At 70.9% G+C, this 17,160-nt stretch carries 16 protein-coding genes, 1 tRNA gene and 3 pseudogenes; 11 read left to right on the forward strand and 9 right to left on the reverse strand.

Annotation, left to right across the window (positions count from 1 at the left end):
- Nucleotides 1-34 precede the first annotated feature (34 nt).
- From MM440_RS11325 to MM440_RS11335, 3 genes and pseudogenes are all read right to left on the reverse strand, one after another.
- Nucleotides 35-1,294, reverse strand: a pseudogene (locus tag MM440_RS11325) (aldehyde dehydrogenase family protein); the annotation flags it as partial.
- Nucleotides 1,266-1,955 (reverse strand): GntR family transcriptional regulator, encoded by a 690-nt coding sequence (locus tag MM440_RS11330; protein ID WP_241444398.1) that lies wholly within the window; start codon nt 1,953-1,955, stop codon nt 1,266-1,268. The pseudogene MM440_RS11325 and the gene MM440_RS11330, both read right to left, overlap by 29 nt.
- Nucleotides 1,956-2,038: 83 nt before the next feature.
- Entirely contained in the window at nt 2,039-2,374 is a 336-nt protein-coding gene (locus tag MM440_RS11335) for a putative quinol monooxygenase (protein ID WP_241444399.1), read from the reverse strand.
- A gap of 125 nt (nt 2,375-2,499) precedes the next feature.
- Between MM440_RS11335 and MM440_RS11340 the strand changes: the two genes are divergently transcribed.
- Nucleotides 2,500-3,747: an IS256 family transposase gene (locus MM440_RS11340; protein WP_241444400.1), complete on the forward strand. Its 1,248-nt coding sequence runs from the start codon at nt 2,500-2,502 to the stop codon at nt 3,745-3,747.
- A 96-nt stretch (nt 3,748-3,843) separates the two neighbouring features.
- Here MM440_RS11340 and MM440_RS11345 read toward each other — a convergent pair whose 3' ends face one another.
- Nucleotides 3,844-4,905, reverse strand: a complete 1,062-nt coding sequence (locus tag MM440_RS11345) for an Ldh family oxidoreductase (RefSeq protein ID WP_241444401.1) — start codon at nt 4,903-4,905, stop codon at nt 3,844-3,846.
- A 116-nt stretch (nt 4,906-5,021) separates the two neighbouring features.
- On the opposite strand from MM440_RS11345, the pseudogene MM440_RS17625 reads away from it, so the two are divergent.
- From MM440_RS17625 to MM440_RS11390, 9 genes and pseudogenes are all read left to right on the forward strand, one after another.
- Nucleotides 5,022-5,933: pseudogene (locus MM440_RS17625) on the forward strand (lactonase family protein); the annotation flags it as partial.
- A 103-nt stretch (nt 5,934-6,036) separates the two neighbouring features.
- The gene (locus tag MM440_RS11355; RefSeq protein ID WP_241444403.1) at nt 6,037-7,251 is read left to right on the forward strand and encodes an SLC13 family permease; all 1,215 of its coding nucleotides are present in this window, start codon (nt 6,037-6,039) and stop codon (nt 7,249-7,251) included.
- Nucleotides 7,252-7,388: 137 nt separating this feature from the next.
- A complete protein-coding gene (locus MM440_RS11360) occupies nt 7,389-8,315 on the forward strand; it encodes an ABC transporter substrate-binding protein (RefSeq protein ID WP_241444404.1) in 927 nt (308 codons plus the stop codon).
- Complete coding sequence (locus MM440_RS11365; RefSeq protein ID WP_241444405.1) at nt 8,312-9,298, forward strand: amino acid ABC transporter permease; 987 nt, start codon at nt 8,312-8,314, stop codon at nt 9,296-9,298. Before MM440_RS11360 ends, MM440_RS11365 begins: the two co-directional genes overlap by 4 nt.
- Complete coding sequence (locus MM440_RS11370; protein WP_241444406.1) at nt 9,298-10,179, forward strand: amino acid ABC transporter ATP-binding protein; 882 nt, start codon at nt 9,298-9,300, stop codon at nt 10,177-10,179. The genes MM440_RS11365 and MM440_RS11370 overlap by 1 nt, the downstream gene beginning before the upstream one ends.
- Nucleotides 10,180-10,208: 29 nt before the next feature.
- Nucleotides 10,209-11,018 (forward strand): glutamate racemase, encoded by an 810-nt coding sequence (gene murI, locus MM440_RS11375; protein WP_241444407.1) that lies wholly within the window; start codon nt 10,209-10,211, stop codon nt 11,016-11,018.
- Nucleotides 11,019-11,020: 2 nt separating this feature from the next.
- Complete coding sequence (locus MM440_RS11380) at nt 11,021-11,833, forward strand: MBL fold metallo-hydrolase (RefSeq protein ID WP_241444408.1); 813 nt, start codon at nt 11,021-11,023, stop codon at nt 11,831-11,833.
- On the forward strand, nt 11,811-12,554 hold the full coding sequence (rph, locus tag MM440_RS11385) for a ribonuclease PH (RefSeq protein WP_241444409.1): 744 nt from the start codon (nt 11,811-11,813) through the stop codon (nt 12,552-12,554). The genes MM440_RS11380 and rph overlap by 23 nt, the downstream gene beginning before the upstream one ends.
- Nucleotides 12,551-13,151: pseudogene (locus tag MM440_RS11390) on the forward strand (XTP/dITP diphosphatase). Before rph ends, MM440_RS11390 begins: the two are co-directional and overlap by 4 nt.
- Nucleotides 13,152-13,187: 36 nt before the next feature.
- Here the strand turns inward: MM440_RS11390 and MM440_RS11395 are convergent.
- Together MM440_RS11395 and MM440_RS11400 are read right to left on the reverse strand one after the other, a co-directional pair.
- Nucleotides 13,188-13,841: a response regulator transcription factor gene (locus tag MM440_RS11395; protein WP_241444410.1), complete on the reverse strand. Its 654-nt coding sequence runs from the start codon at nt 13,839-13,841 to the stop codon at nt 13,188-13,190.
- On the reverse strand, nt 13,838-15,094 hold the full coding sequence (locus tag MM440_RS11400; protein WP_241444411.1) for a sensor histidine kinase: 1,257 nt from the start codon (nt 15,092-15,094) through the stop codon (nt 13,838-13,840). The genes MM440_RS11395 and MM440_RS11400 overlap by 4 nt, the downstream gene beginning before the upstream one ends.
- A gap of 108 nt (nt 15,095-15,202) precedes the next feature.
- Between MM440_RS11400 and MM440_RS11405 the strand changes: the two genes are divergently transcribed.
- On the forward strand, nt 15,203-16,156 hold the full coding sequence (locus MM440_RS11405; protein ID WP_241444412.1) for a hypothetical protein: 954 nt from the start codon (nt 15,203-15,205) through the stop codon (nt 16,154-16,156).
- On the opposite strand, the gene arfB is transcribed toward MM440_RS11405, so the two are convergent.
- The 3 genes from arfB to bcp all read right to left on the reverse strand — a co-directional run bounded on the left by arfB (nt 16,078) and on the right by bcp (nt 17,133).
- Nucleotides 16,078-16,539, reverse strand: a complete 462-nt coding sequence (gene arfB / locus MM440_RS11410; RefSeq protein ID WP_241444463.1) for an alternative ribosome rescue aminoacyl-tRNA hydrolase ArfB — start codon at nt 16,537-16,539, stop codon at nt 16,078-16,080. The genes MM440_RS11405 and arfB overlap by 79 nt on opposite strands.
- A 20-nt stretch (nt 16,540-16,559) precedes the next feature.
- Nucleotides 16,560-16,642, reverse strand: a tRNA-Leu gene (locus MM440_RS11415).
- 23 nt (nt 16,643-16,665) lie between these two features.
- Nucleotides 16,666-17,133 (reverse strand): thioredoxin-dependent thiol peroxidase, encoded by a 468-nt coding sequence (gene bcp / locus MM440_RS11420; protein ID WP_277626596.1) that lies wholly within the window; start codon nt 17,131-17,133, stop codon nt 16,666-16,668.
- Between the last annotated feature and the right edge of the window lie 27 nt (nt 17,134-17,160).

Here is a 17,160-nt window from a genome sequence, read left to right on the forward strand (position 1 = left end):
ACCGGTCCTGCGTCCACAAGGAGGCGCCCAGGCCGTAGTCGGTGTCGTTCGCCACCTGAATGGCCTCGTCCTCGTCGGCCACGCGGATGACGGCCGCGGCCGGACCGAAGGTCTCCTCGCACGCGGCCGGTGCCGTCCGCGGCACCCGGTCGAGGATGGTCGGGCGGTAGAAGTAGCCGGGGCCCGGCAGCGGCTCACCGCCGAGGGCCACCTCGGCACCCGCCTCGATCGAGAGGCGCACCTGGTCGGCCACGGCATCGCGCAGGTCGGCACGGGCGAGCGGGCCCACGTCGGTGGTCTCGTCCGTGGGGTCGCCGACCACGAGCTCGCTGGCTCGGTCGACGAACAGCCGCACGAACTCGTCGGCGACCTTGTCGACCACGATGAATCGCTTGGCATTGACACAGCTCTGACCCGAGGCGGTGAAGCGTGCCTTGACCGCGACGGTGGCGGCGGCCTCCAGGTCGGCGTCGGCGAGCACGATGAACGGGTCGGAGCCACCGAGCTCGAGCACCTGCTTCTTGAGCACCGAACCCGCCTGTGCCGCAACGATGGCGCCCACGCGGGTCGATCCGGTCAGCGTGACGGCCGCGACCCGGCGGTCGGCGATGACCCGCTCGATCGTGGGGGTGTCGATCATCAGGTTGCCGACCAGCCCCTCGGGCACGCCGGCGTCGGCAAGCACGGCCATGATGCGCTCCGCGCAGCCGGCCACATTGGCGGCGTGCTTGAGGAGGGCAGCATTTCCGGCGATCAACGCCGGTGCTGCGAACCGGAAGAACTGCCACAGCGGGTAGTTCCACGGCATGATGGCCAGCACCACGCCGAGAGGGTCGAAGCGCACACCACTGCACTGAGCCTGGGTCGGGATCTGTTCGAAGGCAAGGATGTCCGCGCCGTTGTCGGCGTAGTAGTCGAGGGTCACTGCGGACTTCTCGACCTCGGACCGCGCCTCTCGGATCGGCTTGCCCATCTCCTGGGTGATCAGCTGGGCCAGCGGCTCCCGGTCGTCGCGCAACCGGGCGGCGATCGAGCGCAACAGGGCGCTGCGCTCGGCCACCGGCTCGTCGCGCCAGGACCGCTGGGCCCGGGCGGCGGCCTCGAGGGTCGCCTCCAGCTGCGCGTCGGTGAGGAACTCATAGGTAGCCAGGGTCTGCTCGGTCGCTGGGTTCGTGGTCGTGAACACGGTGTCTCCTGAGACGAGTTGGCGCGGCGTCGGGCGCGAGGTGGGACTCACGCCGGTGCTGCGACGGGTGGGGACGCGCTCAGAGCGCGACGGTGGAGGGGGCCGCATCGGCGATGCCGGCGAAGATCGCCTCCACGGTGTGCTGCAGGTGCTCGGCGCACGCCCGCTCTGCGGCTTTCGGCTTGCCCCCCAGGAGGGCAGTCATCATCTGGGTGTGCTCGGCCATCGAGACCTCGTCGCGGGCGGGACGGTGGTGCGCGATCGACCGCAACCGGGTGGTGTGGGGACGCAAGTCACGGATGGCCTTGCCCAGCAAGGGATTTGGAGTCAGGTCGCGCACCAGCGCATCGAAGCGCTCAGCCAGCTCGTAGAAAGCCACGGTGCGGCTGGCGGACGGCTGGCGGGCGCGCAGGCCACGCAGCTCGTCCTCCAGCTGTGCGATCGGCGCCGGGTCCACGCGGCCGTCGGCGATCGCCTGGGCGAGCTGACGCATGGCGGCGCCCTCGAGCACCTGGCGGTAGCCGAACAGGTCGCGCACCCCAGCGGCAGAGATCTGGCTCACCCGCAGCGAGCCGCGGCTGCCGTCACGGACGGCCAGGTCGTCATCGAGCAGCCGGCGCAGGGCATCACGCACCGGGGTGCGGGAGGCGCCGAGACGCGCGACCAGAGTGTGCTCGCTCAGGCTGGATCCCGGTGGCAGCTCACCGGACTCGATCTCTCGGCGCAACTGGGCGTAGACGGCGTCTGCCTTGTTGCGGCGGTCGTCCACGGGCTGTCCTTCGCGCTGGTCCAGGAGTCGGAGGTGACGGTGCTGCTGCGTCTCAGCGTAACCGCGTGCGGTGGTCATCGGTCCTACCGGGTCGGGTGCGTGGTGGGATCGGGAGCGGTGTAACCGGGCAGCGCGATCACCTGATCGCCGAAGGTGTTGTGCTGCTCGACCACGTAGGCGCCTCGGGCCCGCGCCCAGTCGGCGAAGTGCGGAGCCGCCTTGTGCGCCTCGAAGGCGTCGGCGTCGACATAGACCTCGTAGAACATGAAGTGGTCGGGGTCGCTCTGGTCCACGATGACGTCGAAGAGCAGGCAGCCGGGTTCGTCGCGCATCGTGGCGCGTGCCTGGTCGGTGATTGCGGCGCGGAAGTCGTCGCGGTGGGCGGGGTCGATGCGGACGTCGACGTGCAGGCTGATCATCAGTGAAGTCCAGCAGAGTGGTGTACGACGGACCCGAGTGAGCGCGTGCCTCCGACGTAGGCGCGGCCACCGGGTGGATCCTTCGAGTGATCTGCGAAAACCGACTCGAAGAAGGAACCACAACGATGACCGCTGTACCCAGTATCGACCCTGCCCGCTTCCTCGACGAGCAGCTGTCCCAGGCGAGCCCTGATCTGATGCGGGAGCTGCTCACCACGTTCGTCAACGCACTGCTCTCCGCCCAGGCCGACGCGGTGTGCGGCGCCGGCTACAACGAGCGGAGCCCGGAGCGGGTCAACTCCCGCAACGGCTACCGCCACCGCGACCTCGACACCCGGGTCGGGACTCTCGACGTCGCAGTGCCCAAGCTCCGCCAGTCAAGCCTGTATCCGGAGTGGCTGCTCGAACGCAGGAAGCGTGCCGAACGAGCACTGACCAGTGTGGTGGCGACCTGCTACCTGCTCGGGGTCTCGACCCGGCGGATGGACAAGCTGGTGGCGACCCTCGGCATCACCGGGTTGTCGAAGTCCCAGGTCTCGGTGATGGCCAAGGAGCTCGACGAGCAGGTCGAGCAGTTCCGTACCCGTCGGCTCGAAGAGGCCGGGCCGTTCACGTTCGTCGCCGCCGACGCGCTCGTGCTCAAGGTCCGCGAAGGTGGGCGGGTGGTGCCGGTGCACGTGCTGGTAGCCACCGGCGTGAACGCTGGTGGGCACCGCGAGATCCTTGGCGTGCAGGTCACCACCAGCGAGGACGGCGCCGGCTGGCTCGCGTTCTTCCGCGACCTCACAGCCCGCGGCCTGGCCGGCGTCAAGCTCGTCACGTCCGACGCGCACGCCGGGCTCGTGAGCGCGATCGCCGCGACCATCCCGGGCGCTGCCTGGCAGCGCTGCCGCACCCACTACGCAGCGAACCTGATGTCCGCGACCCCAAAGTCGTCCTGGCCATGGGTCAAGGCGTTGCTGCACTCGATCTACGACCAGCCCGACGCCGACGCCGTCCACGCCCAGTTCGACCGTGTCGTCGACGCCCTGGCCGAGAAGCTTCCCGACGTCGCCGAACATCTCGAGGACGCTCGTGCCGACATCCTCGCGTTCACGCCGTTCCCAAAGGAGGTCTGGCGTCAGATCTGGTCGAACAACCCCAACGAACGGCTCAACCGCGAGATCCGCCGACGCACCGACGTGGTCGGGATCTTCCCCGACCGCGCATCCATCATCCGGCTCGTCGGCGCCGTCCTGGCCGAGCAGCACGACGAGTGGGCCGAAGGCCGCCGCTACCTCGGGCTCGACGTCCTCGCCCGCGCCCAAGCCATCGACACCGATCACGCCGAGGAGGTGAGCACCGACCTCGAACTTCAGGCCCTCACGGACTGACCGACACGCCCAACCGAGGGATCAACCTCGTACACCACCCCAGCGGACTTGACCTGATCATCGCAATGTCCTTGCTGGTCGGTGGATCTCGGGGTCTCAAACGTTGATGGCGTCGGGGACCGGGGCCCCGACCAGGGCGGCCAGCTCGAGCAGGTCGGTCATGGTCTGCTCGGGCAGGACGACCCCACCGGCTGCGCGGTTGGCCGCCTCCGTGCGGGTCTCGAGCTCACCGGGCACGACGATCTCGTCGTAGCCGGGCGCCGTGGGGCACTCGTGCATGTCGCTGACGAGCTGCCGGATGCGTTCGGCATAGGCGTCGCGGTCACCCATCGCGGCTACATCGATGACCACGAACAGGTGGCCGGCGCCGCTGCGTGCGGTTGGCTCATAGGGTCCGTGCACGCGAGGGCCGGTCGCGCTACCGGTCAACGCGCCGGACAGGACGTCCATCATGAAGGAGATGGCGTAGCCCTTGTGCCCCGCCATCGGGAGGATGATGCCGTCGATGGCCTCTGCCGGGTCCGTGGTCGGGAGGCCTTCGCTCGTCATCGCCCAGCCGTCGGGGATCGTCGTGCCCTGGTTGCGGGCCAGGTAGATCTTGCCCCGGGCGACGGCGGTGTTGGCGATGTCGAGGGCCAGCACGCCACCAGCGGCACCCGGGGCGGCGATCGACCACGGGTTGGTGCCGATCCGCTTCTCCTTGCCGCCCCAGGGGGCCATGGCGGGGCTCGCGTTGGTGGTCAGGATGGCGACGCAGCCCTCGGCGGCTGCGCGCCGCGTGTAGAACATCGCGGTGCCGAAGTGGTTGGAGTCGCGGACCCCGACCACCGCCACCCCGTGCTGCTTGGCGCGGCGGACGGCTTGGACGCGTGCGTGCTCGGTTGCCACCTGCCCGATCCCGTCGTGGGCGTCGAGGAGGAGCAGCGGTCCCTGGTCGATCAGGGGCGTCGGGGTAGCCGTCGCGGACATGGCGCCGCTGCGCAGGCGAGCGCAGTACCACGGCAGCCGCAGCACGCCGTGCGACTGATGCCCCCACAGGTCGGCGGCGACCAGGCTGTCGGCGACCAGACGGGCGGGGGCGGCCTCGACGCCGTGTCTCCGCAGGATGTCGGCGGCGAGGTCGGACAGGACCTCGGCAGGAATTCGATGCGGACTCATGTGTCTTGTATACAGATCATTGAGAGAGGCGTCAAGCACAGGGGAGCGCTTGGGGTCGGCTCTTGACTAGGTGGAATCCGGATATGTATACAGATTGGAACACTAAAGGAGGTGTCATGTCCCCCGCTTCGATTCCCGCCTACGTCGGGTGCCGTACCACCCGTGACCGCCACGCGGCCGGCCGTGGGCTCACCACGTGGGCCGTGCCCGACGATGCGGGAGCTGCGCCCGCCGCACCCTGGGTGCCCACAGCATTGGTCGCGGCAGTCAACCCGTCCTACCTGCTGCTCGATCAGCCACGCCGGCTGCTGTGGGCACTGCACGGCGACCAGGGAGAGTGCTCGGTCTATCGAGTCGCCGACTCAGGGCACCCCGAGCACCTCGCGACCGTCTCGACGGGCGGTCGCAATCCCGTGCACCTGGCGCTGCCGCGACCCGATCTGTTGCTGATCGCCAACTACGCGACGGGCATGATCGCCGACCTGCCGCTGCACGACGACGGGCTCCCGTCCGCGCCGCCCACGCTGCTGCGTCTGCCCGGCCATGCCGGACCACACCGGACCCAGCAGGGCAGCTCGCATCCGCACCAGATCCTGATCGACCCCGAGCGTCAGGTCGTGTGGGTGCCCGACAAGGGCCTGGACCGTGTCTTCGCGGTCGCGCTGTCCGAGACGGGCGTGAGGATAGTCGGCGAGTTGCGCACCCCGCCGGGCAGCGGCCCACGTCACGCCGTGGTGCACCCGCGGCGGCCGTTGCTCTACCTGGCCGAGGAGCTGTCCTCGACAGTGTCGGTGCACCGGGTCGACGGGCCGCACCTGGAGACGCTCGCGCGCTTCACGACGCGCGGCGTGGCGGCAGCGCGAGACAACACCGCGGCCGGCATCGTGCTCACTCCGGATGCGCGAATGTTGTTGGTGTCCAACCGTGGTGATGACACGATCGCGTGCTTCCACGTCGACGACAGCGGATCCCTCAGCACCGCCGGGACGGTGCCGGCCAGGGCTGCCGGACCGCGATTCATCGCCCTCACGCCCGACGGATCGCAGCTGATCGTGGCCGGCGAGCTGTCCCACGAGCTTGTGGCGCTGGCGCCACGTCAACATCGGAACCATCGGGCTGGTCGGCGCGCTCGTGCTCACCACCGTCGGAGGTGTCAAGGTCGCCGACGCCTTCTCGTTCTTCCCCACCAGCCTGATCGTGCTGATCATCGGCGTGACGATGCTGTTTGCGCACGCCGAACGCAGCGGGGCCGTGACCTGGCTGGTCGATCGTGCCTTCCGTCTGATCCGCGGCCGCGCGGCCCTGATTCCCTGGATCGGCTTCGTGGTGGGCGCCGCCCTGGCCACCATGGGCGCCTTTCCCACCGCGCCGATCAGCCTGCTGCTGCCCATCCTCGCGCTGCTCGCGATGCGGCACCGGCTCAGCTACCCGCTGCTTGCCGTCATCTGCGTGCTGGGGTCGAACGCAGCCGGGCTGTCCCCGCTCAGCCCCGCCGGCGCGACGGTGCTCACGATCTGCCGCAAGCAGGGCGTCCACTACAGTCCTTGGCTCCTCTACGCGATCGTCATGCTTCTGCACGTCGTCCTCGTCGCGCTCCTGCTGCTCCTGCATCGGATGCTGCGGCACTCACCCCGGTGGCGGCGGTTCATGCACATCGACCACCTCGGTGAGACCCTCGCCCAGCACGCCGACGCCGCCGATCTCGCGACGGCCCCCTCGCCGCTCGACCGGGCCGCCGGAGCCGACAACCGCAGCTACCGGGTGGTCTGTCTGATCTCGTTGCTCGGCTTCGTGCTGGTGGTGCTGGTGCTCAAGCTCGACGTGGGGCTGGTCGCGCTGGCCTTCGCCCTCGCGCTCCAGCTGGCCTTTGCCACCCCCGAGGCCGAGATCATCAAGCGGGTGCCGTGGAACGTCGTCCTGCTGCTGGGTGGCCTGGTCATCTACTTCGGCGTCATGGGCAAGGTCGGCACGCTCAAGGCCATCGAGCACGGCCTGGGCTCGATCGGCAGCATGGCTGTGCTCTTGCTGCTGCTGGTGTACATCACCGGGCTGGTCTCCAACATGGAGTCCTCCACCCTGGCCACGCTGGGTGTGATGGTCCCGATCGGCATGGGCGCGCTGGCGCACGGGGCCGGAGGCTCGCCCCTCTTCGTGCTGGTCGCCATCGTCATGTCGGCTGCTGTCGTGGTGATGAACCCGGTGCACATCGCTGGTGCCCTGATCATCGCCAACGCCGAGGAGTCACGCCGTGAACGGATGTTTCGCGATCTGCTCGTCATCTCCTTCAGCCTGACCGCGGTGGTGCCCGGGTTGATGGCCGTGATGGCGATCCTCGCGACCGGCTGACCCCGGCTTCGTAACGATGTGGTCCCCAGTGCGCCGTGGGTCTCGACGCGGCGGGCATGGGTCTTGGACGCTGTTACACCGTGGCAACACGTGCGTGTCACAATCGCGCCCATCGCTCGACCCTCCAGGAGGCTCCCATGACCACTCGTCAGGCCCGCGTCGGCGCGCTGCTGCTCGCCGCCGCCACGTCCCTCTCCCTCGCAGCCTGCGGATCCGAGACGCTCAACACCGGCGGTGGAGGTGCGACCGCCACCGGCGGCAGCTCGGCCACGCCGACGGTCAAGGCGGTCACCGCGGACCCGGCCCTCGCCGCGCTGGTGCCGGCCAAGATCAAGTCGGCCGGGGTCATCAAGGTCGGCTCGGACGCCTCCTACGCGCCCAACGAGTTCACCGACACCGACGGCAAGACCATCGTCGGCATGGACGTCGACCTGTTCTCCGCCGTCGCCAAGAAGCTCGGGGTCAAGGCGCAGTTCCAGAACGCCGACTTCGGCTCCATCATCCTCAAGGTTTCGGGCGGTCAGTTCGACGCCGGCGTCTCGTCGTTCACGATCAACGCCGAGCGCAAGAAGCAGGTCAACATGGTGCAGTACTTCAACGCCGGCACCCTGTGGGCCGTCCCGAAGGGCAACCCCAAGAAGATCGACCCCGAGCAGGCCTGTGGCCTCAAGGTGGGCGTCCAGCAGGGCACCGTGCAGGTCGACGACCTGACGGCCCGCTCCAAGAAGTGCACCGACGCAGGCAAGCCCGCCATCTCCCAGGTCGTCGAGGTCGCCCAGAGCAAGGTCACCGCCGACCTCGTCTCCGGCAAGGTCGACGCGATGGCCGCCGACTCACCGATCACCAACTACGCAGTCGCCCAGACCAACGACGCCCTCGAGGTCGTCGGCAAGATCTACGACTCGGCCCCCTACGGCATCGTGACGGCCAAGGCCGACACCCAGCTCGCGGAGGCCGTGTCCAAGGCGTTCGCGTCGCTCAAGGCCGACGGCACCTACGACGAGATCCTCGCCAAGTGGAGCAACAAGGACGGCGGCGTCACCGAGTTCCCGGTGAACCCGTGAGCTCGGTAGCCCCCACGGGCGGCTCGCCGGTCGACGGGACCGGCGAGCGACCCGGCCCGATCCACGCCCGACCCGTGCCGCACCCGTGGCGGTGGGTGGCGCTCGCGCTGATCGCGGTGCTCGTCGCCATGCTGATCAGCTCGTTCGTCACAAACCCGAAGTGGGACTTCGGCTTCGCGCTGCAGGTGATGAACTTCAGGCCAGTGCTCAACGGCCTGCTGCTCGGCACCATCGTCGGCACCATCGGCGCGATGATCCTCGGCGTCGGCCTCGGCATCGTGCTGGCCATCATGCGGCTGTCGAGCAACCCGGTGCTCGCGGGGGTGGCCGCGGTCTACACCTGGTTCTTCCGGTCCATCCCGCGCTACGTCCTGCTGTTCATGATCGGCACCGGCATCGGCTACCTCTACCCCCACGTAGACATCGGGGTGCCGTTCGGCCAGCAGCTCGCCAGCGCGCTCGGCTGGTCCAACGACCTCACCTTCTGGCAGGTCGACATCAACGCCTTTAGCACCACGCTGCTCGCCGGCATCCTCGGCCTCGGCTTCTCCGAGGCCGCCTACATGGCCGAGATCGCGCGGGCCGGCATCCTGTCGGTGGACCGCGGCCAGACCGAGGCCGCGCAGGCCCTCGGCATGCCCCCGAGCCGCACGATGATGCGCGTCGTGCTGCCGCAGGCCATGCGGGTCATCGTGCCCCCGACCGGCAACGAGACCCTCGCGATGGTCAAGGACACCTCGCTGCTGACGGCCATCCCGATCGGCACCGAGCTGTTCTACCAGACCACGATCATCGGTCAACGGACGCTGCGGATCATGCCGACCCTGGTGGCCGCGATCGCGTGGTACCTCATCATCTGCTCGATCCTGATGGTCGGGCAGTACTACCTCGAGCGCTACTTCGGCCGCGGCTTCGGAGCCCCGGGGCAGACCAAGCGCGACTCGACGGTGAAGCGCCTTCTCGGAGTGGGGGGTTCGCACTGATGGCACGCCGCCACGCACCCACGCAGCACCACACCGACGTCCCGCTCGTGCGAGCCGTCAACGTCACCAAGTCTTTTCACGACAACCAGGTCCTCAAGGGCATCGACATCGACGTCCACGCGGGCGAGGTCGTCAGCCTGCTCGGCCCGTCCGGCTCTGGCAAGACGACCTTCCTGCGCTGCATCAACATGCTCGAGTCCATCGACGGCGGAAGGATCTTCGTCGACGGCGAGCTGATGGGCTACGAGGATCGCGGGGGCACGCTGCACCACCTGCCCGACAAGGCCAAGGCCGCCCAGCGCCGCGACATCGGCATGGTCTTCCAGCGGTTCAACCTCTTCCCGCACATGACCGCGATCGACAACCTCATGGAGGCGCCGGTCCAGGTCAAGGGCCTCTCCAAGCGCGACGCCCGCGAGCGGGCGACGGAGCTGCTCGACAAGGTGGGGCTCGCCGACAAGGCCGACGCCTACCCCGCGCAGCTGTCCGGCGGGCAGCAGCAGCGCGTCGCGATCGCGCGGGCGCTGGCGATGGAGCCCAAGCTGATGCTCTTCGACGAGCCCACGTCGGCGCTCGACCCCGAGCTCGTCGGCGAGGTGCTCAACGTGATGCGCGACCTCGCCCAGGCCGGCATGACGATGATCGTCGTCACCCACGAGATGTCCTTCGCCCGCGAGGTGTGCGACCGGGTCGTCTTCATGGACGGCGGCGTGGTGGTCGAGCAGGGTGACCCGGCACAGGTCATGGTCAACCCGCAGCACGAGCGCACCCGCCAGTTCCTGCGGCGGCTCACCAGCGAGCAGCACGGGGACCAGGGTGCGGACATCGGCGCGGACCAGGGTGTGGACCACAGCGCGGACACCGGCGTGACGAACTCGTAAGCGCCGACCGAGCACGTATCCTCGGTCTCGTGGTTGACGCTCCCATCGGTATCTTCGACTCCGGCTACGGGGGGTTGACCGTCGCGCGGGCCGTCCTCGACCAGCTCCCGCACGAGTCCATCGCCTACCTCGGCGACACGGCGCGTGCGCCCTACGGGCCACGGCCGATCGCCGAGACCCGGCGCTACGCCATCGAGTGCCTGGACCGGCTCGTCGACCACGGCGTCAAGATCCTCGTCATCGCGTGCAACACCGCCAGCGCGGCGGTGCTGCACGACGCCCGCGAGCGCTACGACGTGCCGGTCGTCGAGGTGATCCGGCCGGCCGTCCGACGCGCCGCCGCCGCGACGCGCAACCAGCGGGTCGGGGTCATCTCGACCATGGGCACGCACCAGTCCCGCGCCTACGTCGACGCGTTCGCCGCGGCACCGCAGATCGAGGTCGTGTCCAAGCCCTGCCCCCGGTTCGTCGAGTTCGTCGAGGCCGGCGTCACGGGCGGTCCCGAGCTGCTGTCGGTAGCCCGTGACTACCTGGAGCCGGTCCAGGCCAGGGGGGTGGACACGCTGATCCTCGGGTGCACGCACTACCCGCTGCTCACCGGCGTCATCTCCTACGTGATGGGTGACCTCGTCACGCTCGTGTCGTCGGCCGAGGAGACTGCCAAGGACGTCTACCGCGTCCTCGCCGACCGCGGCGAGCTGCGTCCCGACGCGCTGCCGGCGCCCTCGCACGGCTTCACCACGACCGGCGACCCCGAGGAGTTTCGGCGGCTGGCAAGGAGATTCCTCGGTCCCGAGGTCGAGGACGTCTTCTCCGACACCGCCGGCGTGGGTGCCTGAGCATGCGCCTGACGATCATCGGCTGCTCCGGCTCGTTCCCCGGGCCGGACTCTCCCGCGTCCTGCTACCTGCTGTCCGCCGACGACGCCGACGGTCGCACCCACCACGTCGTGCTCGACCTCGGCAACGGCGCCCTCGGCGTCCTGCAGCAGCACCTGCCGCTCGGGCGGCTCGACGGCGTCTTCCTCTCCCACCTGCACCCCGACCACTGCCTCGACCTCTGCGGGCTCTACGTCGCCCAGCGCTACGACCCCGCGGGGGTGCGTCCGCCGATCCCCGTGTGGGGCCCGAGCGGCACCCACGAGCGGCTGGCCGCGGCCTACGGCGACGTCGACGCGTTCGGGATGGGGCGCGAGTTCACCTTCACCGACTGGACGGTGGGGGAGCCGGTGCGCCTCGGCCCGTTCGTCGTCACGCCCTACCCCGCGTGGCACCCCGTGGAGGCCTACGGCCTGCGGGTGGAGGCCGACGGCGCCGTCCTCGCCTACAGCGGTGACACCGACTCGACCGACTCGCTCTCGCCGCTGTTCGCCGACGCCACCCTGGTGCTCGCCGACGCGGCCTTCGTCGAGGGGCGCGACCTCGGTCGCGGCATCCACCTGACGGGCCGCCGGGCCGCCGAGGCGGCGCTCGCGGCCGGGGGCGTGCAGCGGCTGATGCTCACCCACATCCCGGCCTGGAACGACCCCGAGCGGTGCCGCGCCGACGCCGCCGCCGTGTGGCCCGGCGAGGTCGAGCTCGCGACGCCGGGGGCGGTCTACGAGCTGTGGGGGCCGGGCTACGATCGAGACCATGCCTCGTCACGACGGCCGTAGCGCCGACCAGCTCCGCGACATCCGGATGACCCGCAACTGGCTCGACCACGCCGAGGGCTCGGTGCTCGTCGAGTTCGGCCGCACCCGCGTGCTCTGCGCCGCCTCGTTCACGCCGGGCGTCCCGCGCTGGCTCAAGGGGCAGGGGCGCGGCTGGGTCACCGCCGAGTACGCCATGCTCCCGCGCTCGACCAACACCCGCAGCGACCGCGAGTCCGTCAAGGGCAAGATCGGCGGCCGCACGCACGAGATCTCGCGGCTCGTCGGCCGATCGCTGCGTGCGGTCATCGACCTGGACCAGCTCGGCGAGAACACCATCGTGCTCGACTGCGACGTGCTGCAGGCCGACGGCGGCACCCGCACCGCGGCGATCACCGGCGCGTACGTCGCGCTCGTCGACGCCATCGAGACCGGTCGTGCGCAGGGCGCCATCAAGGCGTCCGCCACGCCGCTGCGCGACTCGGTCGCCGCGGTGTCGGTCGGCGTGGTCGCCGGCGAGCCGGTGCTCGACCTGGACTACCCCGAGGACTCCACCGCCGAGACCGACATGAACGTCGTGCTCACCGGGGACGGACGGTTCATCGAGGTGCAGGGCACCGCCGAGGGCGAGCCCTTCGACCGGCCGCTGCTGGACGCGCTGCTCGACCTCGCCGCCACCGGCTGTGCACGGCTGACCGAGCTGCAGACGGCGGCCCTCGCCGAGCCGGCCCGGGAGCGCGCGTGAGCCGCCTCGTCCTCGCGACCCGCAACGCCGGCAAGATCCGTGAGCTGCAGACGATCCTCGCCGAGTCGCTGCCCGGGGTGGAGGTCGTCGGGCTGGACGCCTTCCCCCAGCTGGAGGACGTCGTCGAGTCCGGCGTGACCTTCGAGGACAACGCCACGCTCAAGGCGGCCTATGCAGCGCGCATGACGAATCTGCCTGCGGTCGCTGACGACTCGGGCCTGGCGGTCGACGTGCTGGGCGGCGCGCCCGGTGTCTTCTCGGCGCGCTGGGCGGGTCGCCACGGTGATGACCAGGCCAACCTCGACCTGCTGCTGGCCCAGCTCGCCGACGTGCCGGACGAGCACCGGGGCGCGCGGTTCCGCTGCGCGGCGGTGCTCGCGCTGCCCGACGGGCGCACGGTCTGTCGCGAGGGCAGTCCCGGGCACGCTCACCCGCGAGCCGCGGGGTGACGGCGGGTTCGGCTACGACCCGATCCTGCAGGTCGCTGGTGACACGCGCACCGCGGCCGAGCTCGCCCCGGCGGAGAAGAACGCGATCTCCCACCGGGGCAAGGCTTTTCGCGCTCTCGCCCCCGAGGTGGCGGCGCTGCTGCGCTGATCGCTGGCGGGGGGGCTGGTCGGTGCGGCCGGCTGGTCAGTGCGGGCGGCTCGGCTCGATGACCCGGCCCTCGTAGGCCGCGACGACCAGGGCAGTGCGGTCCCGGGCTCCGCTCTTGGCCAGCAGTGCGCTCACGTGCGTCTTGACCGTCTCCACCCCGAGGTAGAGCGACGCGGCCACCTCGGCGTTGGTGTGGCCCCGGGCCACGAGCCGCAGCACCTCGTGCTCGCGCTCGGTCAGCCGGCCTCCCCAGGCCGCCACCCGGCCTGAGCCGGCGCGACCCGCGGCCAGCGCCCGGATCGCCTCGGGGAAGACGAGCGCGTCGGTGCTCGCGACCGTGCGCACCACGGCGACCAGCTCCTCCGGTGTCGCGCGCTTGAGGACGAACGCGTTGGCCCCGGCCAGCAACGCCTCGTAGACGTAGGCGTCGTGCTCGAACGTGGTGATGACCACGATCTTGGGCGGATCGGGTTGTGCCCGAAGGGTTTTGGTGGACTCGATCCCGTCCGTTCCGGGCATGCGGACGTCCATGAGCACCACGTCCGGCCGCTGCTGCCGCGTGACCCGCACGGCGTCGACACCGTCGGCGGCCTCGCCCACGACGACGAGGTCGGGCTCGGCCCCGAGGATCGCCGCCAGGCCCGATCGCACGAGCGCGTCGTCGTCCGCGACCACGACGGAGATCGTCATCCGGGACCCTCCTCGGCTGCCGGCAGGTGCACGCTCAGCGTCCACCCGGTGCCGTCGTCGATCGGCCCCCACCGGGCCGTGCCGCCCAGGGTGTCGACGCGTGCTCGAATGCCGGGCAGACCCGAGCCTGAACCCGAACCCCGCTGGCGGGCAACGGTCCTCGGGCTGATCGCCTCGTCCGGGACGGCGTTGGTGAGGTGCACGTCGACCGCACCGTCCGGCGCACGCGTCACGACGAGTTCGGCCGGCGGGCACCCGTGCCGGCCGGCGTTGGCCAGCCCCTCCTGCACCACCCGCAGCACCGCGCGGCCGACCTCGGGCGGGAGGCCGGCCAGCGACTCGAGGCGGCTCGTCAGGCGAAGGTGGCTGTGCAGGGAGGCGATTCGCGCCAGCTCGGCATCGATGTCGGTGCCGTGGGCCGCGTCCGCGCCGGTGCCCGAGCCGGGGCCACCGCCGCGCAGCAGGCCCAGCACCCCGTCGAGGTCGGCGAGGGCGGACCGGCTGAGCTCCTCGACGGCCTCGAGCTGCCCGACCGGGTCACCGCCGGTCGCTGCGACCCGACGACCGGCGCCCGCCTGCAGCGAGATCGCCGCGAGCGCGTGGCCGAGCGAGTCGTGCAGCTCGCGCGCGATCTCGTTGCGGCGCAACGCATCCTGCTCGCGGCGGCCCGCCTCGGCGATGCGGTCGGCGGCGGTGGGGGAGAGGAACGTGGGCGCCCAGCGCTGCAGCAGCCGAGCCCCCACCAGCGGGGTGGCGACGGCGGCAGCGAGCGACACCAGGCCGGGCAGCACCAGCCAGGCCGCCGACCACCCGGGTGCCACCCGACAGGTCGGGGTCCCTGGAAGACGCAGCTGGTCGGTGCTCCCGAAGGGATAGGCGAGCAGGCCGAACCCGATGGGCACCAGCAGGAGCAGCAGGAAGAGCACGGCGCCACCGACGAGCGCGCAGACGCCCACCCAGGCGGCACCGAGCAGTCGCGACTCGCGGGCCTCGGGCACGAGCGGGTCGGGGAGGTCTACCCCCAGCAGGGAGCGGGCGGCGGCCACCTCGACCGGACGCACGGCCGGGGCGAGGGCTACCAGCGCGACGACCGCGACGGCCAGCACCGCGAGACCGAGCAGCGTGAGCAGGGTGAGCGGGGAACCGTCGGTGCGCGCCGCCGTCCAGAACGCCCAGCCGAGGAGCGTCGGCGGCAGGGCGAGAGCGGCGCCGAGGAAGACCTGCGCCACCGGGCCCAGCAGGCGTCGGCTCATGGCGGAAGTCTCACACGCGACCCACGCCGGCGGCATCCCTCGCGCGAGGGACCAGGAAGGCTCGCGCGGGGGAAGCGGGCCCGGCAGGCGCGGCGGGAGCGTGGAGCCATGACCAGAACCAGGAAGCTGCTCGCGGCCCTCGGGGTCGCCGCCACCGTCCCCTACCTCACCCTCAAGCTCGCGTGGCTGCTCGGGTCGCGCGTCGGCCTGCTCGACCCGGAGTTCGGCACCCGCACGTCGATGGTGGTCGCGAACACCCTCACGGCTGGGCTCGAGCTCGCCGCCGCGGTGCTTGCGGTGGCCTTTGTCGCTCGGTGGGGCCGCCGACTCCCCGCGTGGCTGGTGCTGCTGCCCATGTGCCTGGGCACCGGCTTCCTCGCCGAGATCCTGGTGATCGTGCCGCTGCAGCTGCTCATCGGCGGCGCGGGTGGCGCTGCGGCCCGGTCGGCCGGCCCGCAGCCGATCGCGGACTGGGTGTTCGTCATGGTCTACGGGTGCTTCTGCGTGCTGGGGGTAGCCCTGCTGGCCGGGTTCGCGTGCTACGCGTGGGAGCGGTGGGGTCCGGTCCTTGGTGCTCGGCTCGGCGCGGTGCCGCCTGCTCCTGCGACGGGGCGCCGGCCGGCGCTGCTGGTCGCCGCGCTGTTGGTGGTGGTGACGGCGGTGGAGACGGCCATCGGCTGGGACCCGGCGATGGCGGCCAACCTGATCGGCCGGGCCGCCCTGACGCTGCTCGGCGCGCTCGCCCTGGTGGCGTTGGCCGAGCGTCGTCCGCGGGGGCTGCGCGTGCTGCTGCCGGTGGCTGCGGCGTGGGCCGCGGGCGGGGCGATGGTGGCGTGGGGCGCGTACGAGGCCATCCTGCTCACCGTCCCCAACGACCTGGCGCCGGCGCCGGCGAGCGCGTGGGATGTGCTGCCGTCGGTGGTGCGGCTGGTGCTCGGGCTGGCCGTGGTGCGGACGGTGCTGAGCCAGGCCGCTCGCGGTGGTCAGCCCTCGTCGGTGACCCGACCGCGACGCGCCTTGATCTCGCTGCGACGCGACTTCGCCGCCAACCTTCGAGACTGAGAACCCTTGGTGGGCTTGGTCTTTCGCCGGCGAGGCGGTGGGGGAGCGAGCGCCTCGCGCAGCAGCGTCACCAGGCGTAGCCGGGCGGCGGCGCGGTTCTGCCGCTGGCTGCGCGTCGCCGACGCGGTGATCGTGACGACCCCGTCCAGCAGCCGACCGGCGAGCGCCGCCCGCAGCCGCTCCCGCTGGGCGTCGGTGAGAGCGGTCGAGCCGTCGAGGTCGAAGGAGAGCTGCACCCGGGAGTCGGTGGTGTTGACGCCCTGACCCCCGGGGCCGGAGCTGCGCGAGAACTGCTCGTGCAGCTCTACGGCAGGGATCACCAGTCCGTGCGGCAGACCCGGACCGGGCGGGACCACGAGGTCTCCGACGGCCCGGTCAGCCATGGCGACGGGCCGCGAGCGGCTGGTGCGCAAGGCGGGACTCGAACCCGCACGCCGAGGCACAGGAACCTAAATCCTGCGTGTCTACCAGTTCCACCACTTGCGCGCGGCCTCGATCGTAGCGGGACGTCAGGCGAGCCCGAGAGCCTTGCTCAACGAGGCGACGTGGCCGGTGGCCTTGACGTTGTACTTCGCGAGCTCGACCGTGCCGTCCGCGCCGACGACGATCGTCGAGCGGATCACCCCGGTCGTGGTCTTGCCGTAGAGCTTCTTCTCGCCGTAGGCGCCGTAGGCGTCCATCACCGCGAGGTCGGGGTCGGAGAGCAGCGGATAGGTGAGCGACTCCTTGTCGCGGAACGTCGCCAGCTTGGCCGGCGCGTCCTTGGAGATGCCCACGACCTCGTAGCCCGCCTGCTGCAGCGTCGCGAGCGAGTCGCGGAAGTCGCAGGCCTCCTTCGTGCACCCGGGCGTCATGGCGGCCGGGTAGAAGAACAGGACGAGCTTGCGCCCGCAGTAGTCGGCCAGGGACACCTCGGTGCCGCTGTCGCTGGGGAGGGTGAAGTCGGGGGCGGTGTCGCCCACGGCCAGTCGAGGCATGGCTGGTCCCTTCGGCGGGTAGGTCTG

This window comes from Arsenicicoccus piscis (assembly GCF_022568835.1).
GTDB classification, from domain to species: Bacteria; Actinomycetota; Actinomycetes; order Actinomycetales; family Dermatophilaceae; genus Arsenicicoccus; species Arsenicicoccus piscis.

Bases quoted from the DNA above. Each gene is read 5' to 3' on its own strand.
- rph (WP_241444409.1), top strand. From the start codon at position 11,811: ATGCCTCGTCACGACGGCCGTAGCGCCGACCAGCTCCGCGACATCCGG.
- MM440_RS11380 (WP_241444408.1), top strand. From the start codon at position 11,021: ATGCGCCTGACGATCATCGGCTGCTCCGGCTCGTTCCCCGGGCCGGAC.
- MM440_RS11340 (WP_241444400.1), top strand. From the start codon at position 2,500: ATGACCGCTGTACCCAGTATCGACCCTGCCCGCTTCCTCGACGAGCAG.
- MM440_RS11395 (WP_241444410.1), bottom strand. From the start codon at position 13,841: ATGACGATCTCCGTCGTGGTCGCGGACGACGACGCGCTCGTGCGATCG.
- MM440_RS11370 (WP_241444406.1), top strand. From the start codon at position 9,298: ATGGCACGCCGCCACGCACCCACGCAGCACCACACCGACGTCCCGCTC.
- arfB (WP_241444463.1), bottom strand. From the start codon at position 16,539: ATGGCTGACCGGGCCGTCGGAGACCTCGTGGTCCCGCCCGGTCCGGGT.
- bcp (WP_277626596.1), bottom strand. From the start codon at position 17,133: ATGCCTCGACTGGCCGTGGGCGACACCGCCCCCGACTTCACCCTCCCC.
- MM440_RS11400 (WP_241444411.1), bottom strand. From the start codon at position 15,094: ATGAGCCGACGCCTGCTGGGCCCGGTGGCGCAGGTCTTCCTCGGCGCC.
- MM440_RS11335 (WP_241444399.1), bottom strand. From the start codon at position 2,374: ATGATCAGCCTGCACGTCGACGTCCGCATCGACCCCGCCCACCGCGAC.
- MM440_RS11360 (WP_241444404.1), top strand. From the start codon at position 7,389: ATGACCACTCGTCAGGCCCGCGTCGGCGCGCTGCTGCTCGCCGCCGCC.
- MM440_RS11405 (WP_241444412.1), top strand. From the start codon at position 15,203: ATGACCAGAACCAGGAAGCTGCTCGCGGCCCTCGGGGTCGCCGCCACC.
- MM440_RS11345 (WP_241444401.1), bottom strand. From the start codon at position 4,905: ATGAGTCCGCATCGAATTCCTGCCGAGGTCCTGTCCGACCTCGCCGCC.